Here is a 13,219-nt window from a genome sequence, read left to right as displayed (position 1 = left end):
AATGTAATTCAGTCATTCACAATAATTTAAAATTCGTTAAATAAAAATTGGTAAAACCAATTTTCATCACGCATGCAAAACCATTAAAAACAACAAGATACAAAACAAATAAAAAATAGATGTTACAAAAATGATAAAACAAACCAATAAAACAGGTAATACCCACATACGCCTGAGTGGTTATTAATAAAAGCATAAAAATAACGCTGAGATTCTGTTTTTTTGATCGCGATCAATAGTTATGGCATCCAAAAGCGCAATATAAAAACATCATCATTTTTTAATTTAGCGCCACCATAAAAGCGTTGAATTGCTATTACTGAAAATACAAAACCGCACCTTTAATAACTAAAAAAAGCAAAGAAACTTAAGAAAGTGATTTTGTTTTTTCAGTACGACCGAATCTTTGACAACTTAAGACGTGAAACTATGAATACAAAAACTGCTGTAACGCCCCCTGTGGCGAACCAGGCATCAAATGGAAACGCAAAACGTCTGCTGATGATGGCACTGCCCATCGTCGTCGCCGTACTGCTGCTGTTTGTTCCGGTACCGGAAGGTCTGCCTCCTTACGCATGGCACTACTTCGCCATTTTCGTCGGCGTGATCGTGGGTTTGATCTTCGAACCGCTGCCGGGCGCGGTGATCGGTCTGACCGGCGTGGTCGCCATTGCCCTGTGCAGCCAGTGGGTGCTGTTCAGTCCTGAACAGCTGGCTGATCCGAAATTCAAGCTGGCAGGCGCCTCCTTTAAGTGGGCGGTGAGCGGGTTTGGTAACTCGACCGTCTGGCTGATCTTCGGTGCCTTTATGTTCGCCGCAGGCTATGACAAAACCCGCTTCGGCCGCCGTCTGGCGCTGATTCTGGTGAAATACCTCGGCCGTCGCAGCCTGACGCTCGGTTACGCCATTACGTTTGCGGACCTGCTGCTGGCACCGTTCACCCCGTCCAACACCGCGCGCAGCGGCGGGACCATCTACCCGATTATCGCTAACCTGCCGCCGCTGTATGGTTCTAAACCGAACGACCCAAGCGCGCGTAAAATTGGTTCGTACCTGATGTGGGTGGCGATCACCGCGGCCTGTATCACCAGTTCAATGTTCCTCTCTGCCCTCGCGCCGAACCTGCTGGCGCTGGCGCTGGTGAAAAGTACAGTTGGGATCGATATCTCCTGGGGCACCTGGTTCCTCGCCTTCCTGCCGCTGGGTATCCTGCTGATTCTGACCATGCCGCTGCTGGCCTACTGGTTCTACCCGCCAGAAGTGAAAGTGAACAACGAAGTGCCGCTGTGGGCGACCCGTGAACTGGAAAAACTGGGCAAACTGTCCCGCAATGAAATCCTGCTGCTGGTGTTCGTGTGCTGTGCGCTGCTGATGTGGATCTTCGCTGCCGCATGGATTGAGCCTGCCATGGCGGCCCTGCTCATCGTTGGTCTGATGCTGTGGACCGGCGTGCTGGAGTGGAACGATATCACCGGTAACAAAGCTGCATGGAATACCTTCGTCTGGTTCGCCACCCTGGTAGCACTGGCGGATGGCCTCTCCTCTACCGGCTTCATCAGCTGGCTGGGTAAAGAAGGTGGTCTGTTAATGAGCGGTATCTCTCCAGGCGTGGCGACCATCGTCCTGCTGCTGGCGTTCTACCTACTGCACTACCTGTTTGCCAGCACCACCGCGCACACCACGGCGCTGCTGCCAGCGATGCTGACCATCGCCTCCACCATTCCGGGCATGAATATGGAAGTGTTTGTTCTGCTGATGGTGACCTCGCTGGGCGTGATGGGGATTATCACCCCGTACGGTACTGGCCCAAGCCCGATTTACTACGGTAGCGGCTACCTGCCAACCAAAGACTACTGGCGCCTCGGCACCATCTTCGGTGCCATCTTCCTGGCGGCCCTGCTGCTGATTGGCTATCCGTGGATGTCCATGATGTTCTGATTTCTGACCGCCGGGGCCTTCCTCCGGCGGTTTTATTTTTGTGGAGCAAGCTATGTCAAACAAACCGTTTATCTACCAGAACCCCTTCCCTCTTTCGCATGACGACACCGAATACTACCTGCTGACCAAAGAGCACGTCTCCGTTGCCGAGTTCGAAGGCCAGGAAATCCTGAAAGTGGAGCCGGAAGCGCTGACCCTGCTGGCGCAGCAGGCCTTCCACGACGCCGCATTTATGCTGCGTCCTTCCCACCAGCAGCAGGTTGCCGCCATCCTTAACGACCCGGAATCCAGCCAGAACGATAAGTACGTTGCCCTGCAGTTCCTGCGCAACTCCGAAATCGCGGCCAAAGGCGTGCTGCCGACCTGCCAGGATACCGGCACCGCGATCATCATGGGTAAAAAAGGCCAGCGCGTCTGGACCGGCGGCGGTGACGAAGCGGCCCTGAGCCAGGGCGTGTATAACACCTACATTGAAGACAACCTGCGCTACTCCCAGAATGCGGCGCTGGATATGTATAAAGAGGTGAATACCGGTACCAACCTGCCCGCGCAGATCGATCTCTACAGCGTGGACGGCGATGAATACAAATTCCTGTGCATGGCGAAAGGCGGCGGCTCTGCCAACAAAACCTATCTCTACCAGGAAACCAAAGCGCTGATCACCCCGGCTAAGCTGAAAAATTACCTGGTTGAGAAGATGCGCACCCTCGGCACCGCGGCGTGCCCGCCGTACCATATCGCGTTTGTTATCGGCGGAACCTCGGCGGAAGCCACGCTGAAAACCGTGAAGCTGGCTTCCACGCGCTACTACGACGCGCTGCCAACGGAAGGCAACGAACACGGCCAGGCGTTCCGCGATGTTCAGCTGGAACAGGAGCTGCTCCAGGAAGCACAGAACCTCGGCCTCGGCGCGCAGTTTGGCGGTAAATACTTCGCCCACGACATCCGCGTGATCCGCCTGCCGCGCCACGGCGCGTCCTGCCCTATTGGTATGGGGGTTTCCTGCTCCGCGGACCGCAATATCAAAGCGAAAATCAACCGCGACGGGATCTGGATTGAGAAGCTGGAGCACAACCCGGGCCAGTATATTCCTGAATCGCTGCGCCAGCAGGGCGAAGGCGACGTGGTCAGCATCAACCTGAACAAGCCGATGAATGAGATCCTGGCGCAGCTTTCCGCGCACCCGGTCTCCACCCGCCTGTCGCTGAACGGCACCATCATCGTGGCGCGCGATATCGCCCACGCGAAGCTGAAAGAACTGCTCGACAACGGGGAAGAACTGCCGCAGTACGTTAAAGATCACCCGATTTACTACGCAGGCCCGGCAAAAACGCCGGAAGGTTACGCGTCTGGCTCACTCGGCCCGACCACCGCAGGGCGCATGGATTCGTATGTGGACTTACTGCAGTCCCACGGTGCGAGCATGATCATGCTGGCAAAAGGCAACCGCAGCCAGCAGGTGACGGACGCCTGCCATAAGCACGGCGGCTTCTACCTGGGCAGCATCGGCGGCCCGGCGGCGGTGCTGGCGCAAAACAGCATTAAGAGCCTGGAGTGCGTCGCGTATCCTGAGCTGGGCATGGAAGCCATCTGGAAAATTGAAGTCGAGAACTTCCCGGCGTTTATCCTGGTGGATGACAAAGGCAACGATTTCTTCCAGCAGATCCAGAACCAGCAGTGTAAAGGCTGTTCACAGCGCTGAGTGCTTCCATACGTCCGGCAAGAGCGACAGCGTTTCAGCGATCGTGCTGCGCTTGTCGCTTCCCGGCTTCCAGATGGTGACCATCGTCTGACCAATCCCCTGGCTGCCCACTTCGGTGTGCAGCCTTTTTACGTTTTGCCACTGCCCGGCGTGAAAATGCGTCGGTAAGAATCCCCAGCCGCAGCCGCGCTCCAGCAAACCGCGCAGCATCTCCGGTTCATTGGTAAAGAGGGTATGCCCGGAAATCTGCAGGCGGCGCGCCACCGGCTCGTCCGAGGCGGGGTGCATGACGACCTGGGGCACCAGGGAGAGATCGAGCAGCGACAGAGGCGAAGAACGGTCAGCAAACAGCCCGCTGGCGGCATAAAAATCCATATCGATGGCACCCAGGGCGCGCCACTCCATATCATTGCCCACGCTGCGGTTGCGTGCCTGGCAGATGGCGAGATCCGCGTCGTTGTTCGCCAGCAGCCGTTCTGATTCTTCCCGCGAGGCGCAAATAAGGCTCAGGCGGATTTTTCGCACCGCCATTTCAGCAATCACCCCGTGCAGAAAGGCTCTGGGCGTAAAAGGATCGTAGACCAGCGTCAGGTCCTGCGTGGCACCGTGCGGCACCTCTCTGGCAAACGCCTCAAAGGCTTTTACCTGCCGCATCAGCAGGTGCGCCTGGCGCTGAAGCTGCTCCCCTTCGGGCGTGAGCCGCAGGGTGCGGCCGTCGCGAATAAACAGCGCGTAGCCTAACCCATCCTCAAGAAAATCAACCAGATCGCGAAGCGTCGTTCGGTCCTTCTTCAGCGCCACCGCGGCTTTACTCAGGCTCCCGTTCTCGGCCACAGCGGTAAATGCCTCGAGCTGTGCAAAAGAGTAAATCAGTCCCGCCACGCTACGCTCCTTCTGTTTTTTGGGGGGATTTTCCCCCGCTACGCGTTTTTTATTATAGCCCCGGGGTTTTTAAACTAAAGCCGTTCCTAACCTGTAAGAGACGGATATGAAAAACAGAAAAGTAAACCATGCCCTGCTGGCGGGCCTTGTCTTCAGCACCCTGATCTCCCCTGCGGCAGTGGCGGCCTGTAAAGGCACCGACCTCAGCGCCTGTCCAGCCCCCTTCGACACCACGCTGCCTGACCCCCATAAGATGCTCACCTGGAGTCAGGCCGAACGCGTGGTGGGCTTTCGCAATGACTATCGCAACTACGCCGGGGATCGTTTCCGCCACGGAAACGCCGTGCCGCTGCAAATGTCGGACAAGCCGCTCACGGACGCACACTATCAGGTCAACGGCAGGCGCTATGGCCTTCAGGAGTACCTCCAGCGCCAGAACGTCAGCGGCATGCTGGTGCTGAAGGACGGCAAAATCGCCTGGAAGTATCTTGGAGAGGGCAATACCGACTCGACGCTCTGGACCTCGCGCTCGGTTGGGAAATCGGTGGTATCGGCGCTGGTGGGCGTGGCCCTCAAAGAGGGAAAGATCCACTCGCTTGACGATCGGATCACGCGGTATGAACCCGACCTGAAAGGCACCGCGTGGGACGGCGTGACGCTCAGACAGCTGATCACCCATACCTCCGGCGTGGCCTGGAACGAGGATTACACCAACCCCCACTCCGACTTTGCGCAGCTCACCGAGTGCGAGGCGAAACCGGGTACCTATGACTGCGTGCGCAAGCTGGTGAAGGGGCTGCGCAGAGCGCATCCGGCCGGAGAGAACTGGTCTTACTCTTCGGGTGGCGCCTGGCTGCTGGGTGACGTGCTGGAGCGGGCCACCGGCATGACGCTCGCAGCTTATCTGGAGAAAAGCATCTGGCAGCCTTACGGCATGGCGAGCGACGGCGTGTGGCATGCCTACAGCAAAGGCCAGCACGACGTCGGCGCGCACGGCTTTAACGCCACGCTGGAGGACTGGGGACGCTTCGGGCAATTTATCCTGAACAACGGTACGCTGCCGAACGGTAAGACCATCCTGCCGGAAAACTGGATCCAGCAGTCGTCAGACTGGACGAAGGCCAAAGGCTCGGTATCAGACGCCCATCCCGAGGGGCTGTACGGCTATCAGTGGTGGAACAATGAAGTGCCCGCGAACGCCACGGGCGTAGAGCCGACGGCACAGGATTCACTGAAAGGTTCGCTCTGGGCGCTGGGCATTTTCGGGCAGATGATCGTGGTGAACCCGAAGGAAAATCTGGTCATCGTCCAGTGGTCTACCTGGCCGCAGGCGGAGCCGTCCTTCAGCGCCCAGCCGCTGGAAGCTTCTCTGATGTTTAGTGCGATTGCCAGGGCGCTGCGCTAAATGGCCTCCGCCGGGTAATGACGCGGTTACCCGGCGCATTCTGAAACGCGCCTCTGCGCCACATCACAAAATCGCAATATCAGAGACTTACAGATTATTGGTGAATAAAAAGCCAACGGTTTGTTAAGTTATTGTTGCCACTAATTGTATTTATTAGCCGAATTATATTCATGCAAGAAATGCATCAGTCGATGCGGCATTTGCGCTTATCTAATTCCTCATCCTGATCCAGTTTTCAGAAACAGACGCGTAAAACGTCAACAATAAACTGGAGATAACCATGTTTTCCTCAACCTCACCTGCAACCGTACGGTCGAAAGCGGGCGCGATACTTCGCGTCACGTCCGGCAACTTTCTTGAGCAATTCGATTTCTTTCTGTTCGGCTTCTATGCCACCTACATCGCCCACACGTTCTTCCCGGCGAGCAGTGAATTTGCGTCGCTGATGATGACCTTCGCCGTCTTCGGCGCGGGCTTTTTGATGCGTCCAATCGGGGCCATTGTGCTTGGCGCGTATATCGACAAGGTGGGGCGCAGAAAGGGGCTGATTGTCACGCTGTCCATCATGGCGGCGGGGACCTTCCTGATCGTGCTTATTCCGTCTTATCAAAGCATCGGTCTGTGGGCACCGCTGCTGGTGCTGACGGGCCGTCTGCTGCAGGGTTTTTCCGCCGGCGCGGAGCTTGGGGGCGTGTCGGTCTATCTGGCTGAAATCGCCACGCCGGGCCGCAAGGGTTTTTACACCAGCTGGCAGTCCGGTAGCCAGCAGGTCGCCATTATGGTCGCCGCCGCAATGGGCTTTGCGCTGAACGCGATGCTGGAAGAGAACGCCATCCGCGAATGGGGCTGGCGCATCCCGTTCCTGTTCGGCTGTTTAATCGTGCCGTTTATCTTCTTCCTGCGCCGCAAGCTGGAAGAGACGGAAGAGTTCAGCGCGCGTCGCCATCATCTGGAGATGCGTCAGGTCTTTAAAACGCTGCTCGCGAACTGGCAGGTGGTGGTCGCGGGCATGCTGATGGTGGCAATGACCACCACGGCCTTTTATCTGATTACCGTTTATGCGCCCACCTTTGGCAAAAAGGTGCTGATGCTGAGCGCGTCAGACAGCCTGCTGGTCACGCTGCTGGTGGCGATCTCTAACTTCATCTGGCTGCCGGTGGGCGGTGCCCTGTCGGATCGCTTCGGGCGCAAGCCGGTACTGATTGCCATGACTCTGCTGGCGCTGGCGACCAGCTACCCGGCCCTTACACTGCTGGCGAACGCGCCCAGCTTCTCGATGATGCTAAGCGTGCTGCTGTGGCTCTCCTTCCTCTACGGCCTCTATAACGGCGCAATGATCCCGGCGCTGACGGAAATTATGCCTGCTGAAGTGCGCGTGGCGGGGTTCTCGCTGGCTTACAGCCTGGCAACGGCGGTATTCGGTGGCTTTACCCCGGTCATGTCCACCGCGCTGATTGAATACACCGGTGACAAAGCCTCGCCGGGCTACTGGATGAGCTTCGCCGCGGTGTGTGCCCTGCTGGCGACGCTCTACCTCTACCGCCGCCGCGCGGTATCGCTGCAAAACACCGTCAAGTCACAGGGGGCAGTATGAAACGCACTTATCGCTTTACCGCCAGCGCGCTGGTGCTGACGCTCCTGAGCGTTAATGCCTGTGCCCAGGACGTGAAGGTCATGATCTCAGGCGGTTTTAAAGCCGCCCTTGAAAAGCTGGCCCCGGACTATGAACGCCGGACCGGGGATAAAATTGTGGTCATCCCCGGCCCCTCAATGGGCAATACGCCGCAGGCGATCCCAAACCGACTCGCGCGCGGCGAGAAGGCCGACGTGGTGATTATGGTGGGTGATGCCCTGGAAAAGCTCGAAAAGGCCAGCCAGACCCAGCCGGGTTCGCGAACGGAACTCGCGGATTCTCCCGTTGGCATGGTGGTAAAAAAAGGAGCGAAAGTACCGGATATCAGCAGCGACGCGAAACTGCGTGAAACGCTGCTGCAGGCCAGCTCCATCGCCTACTCTGACAGCGCCAGCGGCAGGTACGTCAGCGAGGCATTATTCAAAAAGCTGGGAATAGAAAAAGAGGTGGCGGGTAAAGCGACAAAGGTCGAGCGTATTCCGGTCGCCTCAGAAGTGGCCAAAGGAAAATACACCCTCGGTTTCCAGCAGGTTAGCGAGCTGTTGCCGGTTCAGGGCGTCACCTTTGTCGGGAAAATCCCTGACAATGTGCAATACATCACGCGCTTCGCGGGTGCGGTTACCCGCCATGCCGAACATCCCGCGGAGGGAAAAGCGCTGTTGACCTATCTCGCCTCACCGCCCTCAAGGGCCGTCATTACGGAGACGGGGATGATCCCCGTTACGTCCGGCGATACTGCTCGGTGATCTGCTTTTCCAGTTCAGCCGCAATATAAGACTGGATGCGCCCCCGGCGACGGATAAGCCCCACGGTGCGTTTCACTTCCGGCGCCATCAGCGGCAGATGCGTCAACAGCGTGTGCTCTGAGGTCGGCATTGACATGGCGGGAACGGCAGCGATGCCGATCCCCGCCTCAACCATACCGAGCATCGTGGTAACGTGACGTGTTTCGCAGACGCTCGGGCGTTCGGGAACGATATCTCCCAGCATGCGATCGAGCAGATTGCGGTTGCCTGACGTTTTATCGAGGGAGATATAATCCTGCTGGTAAAACGTCTTCCACGTCAGGTGATGCTTCTGCGCCAGAGGATGATCCTTTCTGCACGCCGCAACGTAGACATCCTCCACCAGCGGGAAAAATTCGATTTCAGACGGCAGGTTTCCTACAAAGCAGATACCAAAATCCGCCTGGCTGCGGGCCACGGCGTCAATCACATTGCCCGCGCTGCTGTCGATGAGCTTAATGCGAACGCGCGGATAGCGAGACTGAAAACGCCGGATCACGTCAGGCATAAAGTAACAGGCTGCGGAAGGTACCGTGGCAACCGTGATCAGCCCCGTCCGCTCTTCACTGGCCTTATCGACATCCGCGAGCATTGACTCAACGCTGTCGAGCAACTGTGCGGAGCGCTCGGCAAAGTTTTGTCCGTAGAGCGTCAGCGCCACGCGGCGGGTGGTGCGATCGAACAGCCTGTTTCCCAGCGCGGCTTCCAGCTTTTCAATCCTGCGGCTCAGCGCCGACTGGGATAAACAGATAGATTCAGCGGCGACACGGAAGTTACCGTATTCCACTAACGCTCTGAAAGCATAAAGATCGTTAAGGTCAAAATTCACGGGCATAGCGTCTGGATGTCCTGTCAGGGAATACGCAACAAAGTCAAAAATAATAGCGTCTTATTGACCTGCCGCAACCGCCCAGGCGTTGAAATACCGATCAGAGGTCGTTGAGATGCAGGCGGACGTACCCGGCGCGGTCCGCAATGGCCTGCCGATCCTCTTCCGTCATGTCCGCTAGCTGTTTAAAGACAATGCCCAGGCGGGGATTGTTACCGAGACGCGCCTGATTGCGCGCAAAGAAGTCCCAGTAAAGGGCATTGAAGGGGCACGCCTGCTCGCCGGTACGCTGGTTGTGTTGATACCGGCACCCCTGACAGTAATTACTCATTTTATGAATATATGACGCGCTCGAGACGTAGGGTTTACTCGCCAGTAACCCGCCATCGCCAAACTGGCTCATGCCGAGGGTGTTGGGCAGCTCCACCCACTCGAAGGCATCAATATACACTCCCAGATACCATTCATGGACCGCCTGCGGAGACAGGCCGCTGAGCAGGCTAAAGTTGCCGATGACCATCAGGCGCTGGATATGGTGGGCGTAAGCCTCGGTGAGCGACTGCCCAACGACATGCGCCAGGCAGCGCATCTGCGTCTTGCCCGTCCAGAACCAGTCCGGCAGCGGGGCGTGCTGGTCTAAGGCATTCAGCTCCCGATAGCCCGGCATTTGCGACCAGTAGATCCCACGCACGTACTCCCGCCAGCCGAGAATTTGTCGGATAAACCCTTCAACGGCGGGCAGCGGCGCATGGCCCGAACGCCATGCCTGCTGGGCGGCTGCGACCACTTCCCGCGGATTAAGCATTTTAGCGTTCAGCGCGAATGAAATTAACGAGTGGAAAAGAAAAGGTTCCTCCGCGTGCATCGCGTCCTGCCAGTTTCCAAACTGCGGGAGCGTGTGCGCGATAAAATCATCCAGCCTGGCTTTGGCTTCCGCACGGTTGAGCGGCCAGCGAAAATTGTCGGCCTGCGGTTCACCGAAGGTCTTTACGCCACAGCGTTGGATCTCCGCCCATAAGGCTGAATAATCGTGGCAAGGACGCGCGTCCACCGGCGCGGGAGGCTCGCCGGACCAGCGCTTGCGGTTTTCAGCATCGAAATTCCATTTCCCCCCTTCCGGCTCGCCTTCAGAGGTTAACAGGACGCCGTGCTGGCGACGCATTTCCCGATAAAAGTACTCCATTCGCCAGCTTTTGCGTGACGCAAAGAACGCGCTAACCTGTTCCCGAGTGGTGAAAAAATGCTCGCTGCTGACGCAGGCCGTTTCAACGGAGACCGTCTTCGCCCACGCCTGCAGTTGCGTATCAAGACGCCATTCGTCGGGCTCCTGCCATATCACCCTATCCGCGCCGTAATGCGCGACAAGCGCGTTGAGATTGTCTTCCAGCGTGCCGCGGTTTGAGCCATCGGAGAGTCGGACATACCTCACCCGATGCCCCTTCTCCTTTAACGCAGAGGCAAACGCGCGCATGGCGGCGAAGATAGCGATAACTTTCTGTGCGTGATGAAGCACATAGGCGGTTTCTGCCCGGAGTTCCAGCATCACGTAAATGACGTTCGGACTGCAGGTATCAAACCAGCAGTGATGCGGATTAAGCTGATCGCCCAGGATCAGACGCAGCTCGGTCAACGGTGGCTCCTGCGGCAACGCTCAGAACAGTATTTAACCTCATTCCAGCATTTCGCCCATTTCTTGCGCCACGTCATGGGCCGCTGGCAGTGCACACACAGTCGACTGGGCAGGTCCTGCTTGTTACCTTTGAAATCGCTCATCTTTTCAATACCGCACTGATTAATTCACCCCACCTGCGGATAAAGGCCACGACAGACTTCACAAAATGAAGGTGATGCCCGCAAACCGCTACCCACCGCTACGTACGAAATGATAGTTTATTCAGGCTGGATTTGTCGCAGTGAGCGATTTTCTGGCATCTTAACCGAACCTGACTTTCCCATTTTTGTTCAAGTGACGAGTTTGCGAGCAAAGCGATGATAAAGTGGCCCTGGAAAACGAATGAGGCTGGCCGGGAAGTGGCGCTGCCATGGGATGACGCGCTGACGATCCCTGTTCTGGCTAACCTAAACCCGGATGAACAATCGAAGCTGGTTCAGCTGGCGGATCGTTTTTTGCAGCAAAAACGCCTGGTGCCGCTGCAGGGGTTTGAACTCGATCCCCTGAAAAACGCCCGCATCGCCCTGCTGTTCTGTCTGCCGGTGCTTGCACTCGGCATTGAGTGGCTGGACGGTTTCCACGAAGTGCTTATCTATCCCGCGCCGTTCGTGGTGGATGACGAATGGCAGGACGACATTGGGCTGGTGCATAACCAGCGCGTGGTGCAGTCCGGACAAAGCTGGCAGCAAGGGCCGATAATCCTCAACTGGCTCGATATTCAGGACTCGTTCGACGCCTCCGGTTTTAATCTGATTATCCATGAGGTGGCGCACAAGCTGGATACCCGCAACGGCGATCGCGCCAGCGGCGTTCCGCTGATCCCGCTTCGCGAGGTCGCGGGATGGGAGCACGACCTGCACGCGGCGATGGATAACATCCAGGATGAAATAGACCTTGTGGGCGAGAGCGCAGCCAGCATTGACGCCTATGCGGCAACCGACCCGGCTGAGTGCTTTGCGGTGCTCTCCGAGTACTTCTTCAGCGCGCCCGAGCTCTTCGCGCCCCGTTTCCCGGCCCTCTGGCAACGTTTCTGCCAGTTTTATCAGCAGGATCCGCTCCAGCGCCTGCGGCAGAATGAGGGGTCTGGCGGGCATTCGTCCCGCCAGGTTCATTAAGCTTTTTCAGCAGGGGTACGCTCAGTTGACCATACCCCTATGCTCAGGGCTAAAAACAGCAGCGCCATTCCCCATGCGGCCACCGTTAAAGCCTGCTCCCCGCAAAAGCGCGTCACGACCGGCACCAGCAGTGCGCTGACGCCGTAGCCTAACGTGTGGCTGGTGGCGATGACGCCCGCGCCTTTCCCCGTGGTCAGCCGATCGTTCAGCAGCAGCTGGTAGCCCGGCGTGGCCATCGCCGCCCCGAGTGACGTGATAACAATCCCCACGTAGAACAACATTAAACCGGCAACAGACATCAGCCCAAGCCCTGCTACCATCAGCACCGCCGCGATGCAGAGCAATGTCACCGGGCTGAAATGCTGCGGGCGGACCACCAGAAACTGTGCCGCGAGCGTGGCCAGCGCGGCCAGGCTCAGCAGGAGCGCGACATGATGGCTGATCTCCCGGGCGTTACCGTCCAGCAATGGGCTAAGATGTGGTGACAGGCCAATCTGCATCAGGCTCACCAGCGCCGCCAGCAGCAGCGCCAGCAGCAGGAACGGCATCATGGAAGCCTGCAGGCGGGTTGCCTGGTGGGCTACCGGCGGCAGCGGCGGGTCAGCGACTTCGCGAAGCACCAGCAGCAGAGCGATAAGCGGCGCAACCGCCATCAGCCAGAGCGGTGCTACCGGATTAACGCTGAGCATCAGCGCCGCCAGCGGTGGGCCGAGCAAACGCCCGCAGCTGAGGCCGGAGCTTATCGTCGCCAGCGCCGCCATTCTTTTCTCCAGTCCCGCACGCTGAATCGCCCACGTCTGGGCCGCAGGCACCAGCCCCGAGACCGTCAGTCCGTAGAGCAGGCGCGAGAATATAAGCCCCGCCAGCCCCCAGACCGTATCCAGCCTTCCGGCCGCCATCGCCCAGACCACCAGCGCCATCACAACAAAACTGGCCAGATAGCCGCTTAGCGAGGCCAGCATGACGGACTTACACCCCTTCCGCTCGCTCTGACGCCCCCACCAGGGGGATGCCGGTAAAAAGAGCATGGATCCAAACATCAACAGCCCGGCCCAGACCGAGAGTGACAGCCCGGTCAGGGTGACCAGCTGCGGGAGCATCACCAGCAAACCGTTTTGCCCGATGCCGAGTAACCCCGCAGATAGCGCCAGGGGCCAGTTAGCTTTTGAGGTGACGTTTTCCGTCAAGGTTTCAGAGTCAGCGCGCATGAGAATGTGAACATAGTGTCAATAAATGTGCGGAAATTATGAAGTTTATG

Annotated in this window: 11 protein-coding genes; 6 read left to right on the top strand and 5 right to left on the bottom strand. The window is 57.7% G+C overall.

Going from position 1 to position 13,219, the window contains the following annotated elements:
• Positions 1-429: 429 nt before the first annotated feature.
• Complete coding sequence (locus tag CWR52_RS20665; protein WP_104950616.1) at positions 430-1,938, top strand: anion permease; 1,509 nt, start codon at positions 430-432, stop codon at positions 1,936-1,938.
• Between the two features lie 52 nt (positions 1,939-1,990).
• Entirely contained in the window at positions 1,991-3,640 is a 1,650-nt protein-coding gene (gene fumA / locus CWR52_RS20660; RefSeq protein ID WP_104950615.1) for a class I fumarate hydratase FumA, read from the top strand.
• On the opposite strand, the gene CWR52_RS20655 is transcribed toward fumA, so the two are convergent.
• Entirely contained in the window at positions 3,629-4,522 is an 894-nt protein-coding gene (locus tag CWR52_RS20655; RefSeq protein WP_104950614.1) for a LysR family transcriptional regulator, read from the bottom strand. The genes fumA and CWR52_RS20655 overlap by 12 nt on opposite strands.
• 106 nt (positions 4,523-4,628) lie before the next feature.
• Between CWR52_RS20655 and CWR52_RS20650 the strand changes: the two genes are divergently transcribed.
• The 3 genes from CWR52_RS20650 (at position 4,629) to CWR52_RS20640 (ending at position 8,306) form a co-directional block, all read left to right on the top strand.
• Positions 4,629-5,927 (top strand): serine hydrolase domain-containing protein, encoded by a 1,299-nt coding sequence (locus CWR52_RS20650; protein ID WP_104950613.1) that lies wholly within the window; start codon positions 4,629-4,631, stop codon positions 5,925-5,927.
• A gap of 280 nt (positions 5,928-6,207) precedes the next feature.
• On the top strand, positions 6,208-7,521 hold the full coding sequence (locus CWR52_RS20645) for an MFS transporter (protein WP_104950612.1): 1,314 nt from the start codon (positions 6,208-6,210) through the stop codon (positions 7,519-7,521).
• Positions 7,518-8,306 (top strand): substrate-binding domain-containing protein, encoded by a 789-nt coding sequence (locus tag CWR52_RS20640; protein WP_104950611.1) that lies wholly within the window; start codon positions 7,518-7,520, stop codon positions 8,304-8,306. The genes CWR52_RS20645 and CWR52_RS20640 overlap by 4 nt, the downstream gene beginning before the upstream one ends.
• Here CWR52_RS20640 and CWR52_RS20635 read toward each other — a convergent pair.
• The 3 genes from CWR52_RS20635 to CWR52_RS20625 all read right to left on the bottom strand — a co-directional run bounded on the left by CWR52_RS20635 (position 8,281) and on the right by CWR52_RS20625 (position 10,947).
• Positions 8,281-9,180 (bottom strand): LysR family transcriptional regulator, encoded by a 900-nt coding sequence (locus tag CWR52_RS20635; protein ID WP_104950610.1) that lies wholly within the window; start codon positions 9,178-9,180, stop codon positions 8,281-8,283. The two genes, CWR52_RS20640 and CWR52_RS20635, sit on opposite strands and share 26 nt — an antisense overlap.
• A 94-nt stretch (positions 9,181-9,274) precedes the next feature.
• Entirely contained in the window at positions 9,275-10,804 is a 1,530-nt protein-coding gene (locus tag CWR52_RS20630; protein WP_104950609.1) for a cryptochrome/photolyase family protein, read from the bottom strand.
• Positions 10,801-10,947 carry a DUF2256 domain-containing protein gene (locus tag CWR52_RS20625; protein WP_071530926.1) on the bottom strand — a complete coding sequence of 49 codons (147 nt, stop codon included), beginning with the start codon at positions 10,945-10,947 and terminating at the stop codon, positions 10,801-10,803. Before CWR52_RS20625 ends, CWR52_RS20630 begins: the two co-directional genes overlap by 4 nt.
• 216 nt (positions 10,948-11,163) lie before the next feature.
• On the opposite strand from CWR52_RS20625, the gene mtfA reads away from it, so the two are divergent.
• A complete protein-coding gene (mtfA, locus tag CWR52_RS20620) occupies positions 11,164-11,961 on the top strand; it encodes a DgsA anti-repressor MtfA (protein WP_104950608.1) in 798 nt (265 codons plus the stop codon).
• Here the strand turns inward: mtfA and CWR52_RS20615 are convergent.
• The gene (locus CWR52_RS20615; protein ID WP_104950607.1) at positions 11,958-13,169 is read right to left on the bottom strand and encodes an MFS transporter; all 1,212 of its coding nucleotides are present in this window, start codon (positions 13,167-13,169) and stop codon (positions 11,958-11,960) included. The two genes, mtfA and CWR52_RS20615, sit on opposite strands and share 4 nt — an antisense overlap.
• Positions 13,170-13,219: the final 50 nt, after the last annotated feature.

Origin of the sequence: Enterobacter sp. SGAir0187, from assembly GCF_002952735.2 — a bacterium.
GTDB lineage: Bacteria > Pseudomonadota > Gammaproteobacteria > Enterobacterales > Enterobacteriaceae > Enterobacter > Enterobacter quasiroggenkampii.
The sequence above is the reverse complement of the archived record's forward strand: the minus strand, read 5'-3'. Positions and strand labels throughout refer to the sequence as shown.